Source organism: Blastococcus sp. KM273128 (assembly GCF_021698975.1).
Classification (GTDB): domain Bacteria; phylum Actinomycetota; class Actinomycetes; order Mycobacteriales; family Geodermatophilaceae; genus Blastococcus.
In genome coordinates, this window is the sequence record NZ_SSXA01000159.1 from 1 (window position 1) to 1,333 (window position 1,333).

The 1,333-nt window shown below is 69.3% G+C and carries 1 protein-coding gene; it reads left to right on the forward strand.

Annotated elements, in window-relative coordinates; genetic code table 11:
* Positions 1-53: 53 nt before the first annotated feature.
* A protein-coding gene (locus tag E9529_RS21385; protein ID WP_236833271.1) for an IS3 family transposase occupies positions 54-1,306 on the forward strand; the annotation gives its coding sequence in 2 pieces (ribosomal slippage) (positions 54-327 and positions 327-1,306; 1,254 coding nt in all).
* The last annotated feature ends 27 nt before the right edge of the window (positions 1,307-1,333 follow it).

The following is a 1,333-nucleotide window of genomic DNA, read 5'->3' on the forward strand; positions in this document are numbered from 1 at the left end:
TGAACCGTCACGGGTTTGATGCCGCCTCCTTGTGAGTCCAGGAGGATGGCGCCATGCCCAAGAGGTACCTGCCCGAGTTCCGTGAGCGGGCGGTGCGGATGGTTCTCGATCACGCGGAGGACTACGGCTCCAAGACCGCCGCCTGCAATGCCGTCAGCTCCCAGCTGGGCATCTCCCGGGAGGCGTTGCGCCGCTGGGTGAACCAGGCCGCGGTCGACGCCGGCGCCCGGCCCGGGGTGAGCACCGCGGAGTCCGATGAGGTCAAGGCGCTCAAGGCGGAGAACAAGCGGCTGCGCGAGGCGAACGAGATCCTCCGCCAGGCGTCGATTTTCTTCGCGCGGGAGCTCGACCCGCACCGCCGCTGATCTGCGCGTTCATCGATTCCATGCGCTCGAAGGGGTTCGCGGTCGAGTCGGTCTGCGCGGTGCTGCGCGAGCAGGGCTGCCGGATCGCCGCGAGGACCTACCGCGTGTGGAGGGCCGGACGACCGCCGGCCGCCCGCACCCATTCCGATGCGGTGGTGATCGACGCGCTACGGGCCACCGCCGGCCAGCCCGAATCGCTCTACGGGCGGCGGAAGATGACCGCTCACCTGCGCCGCGCCGGCTTGCCGGTGGCGCACTGCACGGTCGACCGGCTGATGCGTGCCGAGGGCATGAACGGCGTGCTCAGAAGGAAGACCGTGCGCACCACCGTGCCGGGCAAGGACGGCCGGCGGGCCGGTGACCTGCTCGCCCGCAACTTCACCGCCCCGGCCCCGGACCGGGTGTGGGTCGCCGACTTCACCTACGTGCGGACCTGGGCCGGGTTCGTCTACGTCGCCTTCGTCGTCGACGTCTTCTCCCAGGCGATCGTCGGCTGGCACGCCATGCCCAGCAAGCACACCGAACTGGTGCTGACCTGCCTGCGGATGGCCACCTGGCGCCGCGGCCACGACGGCCACCCGATCACCGACGGCCTGGTGCACCACTCCGACGCCGGATCGCAGTACACCTCGATCCACTTCACCGAGCACCTGGCACTCGAGGGCATCGCGCCCTCGATCGGCAGCGTCGGCGACGCCTACGACAACGCCCTGATGGAATCAGTGATCGGGCTCTACAAGACCGAATGCATCCGCCGCGGGCCATTCCACTCAGGGCCGTTGCGAACCCTTGCTGACGTCGAGTACGCCACCGCGCCCTGGGTGGAGTGGTGGAACAACGCCCGGCTGCACTCCACCCTCGACTACGTTCCACCAGCCGAGCACGAAGCGGCTCATTACGCTGCGATCACCGCGTCCCAACCGGAGCCGCGGCCCGTGTGAGAGCGGCACCGAACCCGTGACGGTTCA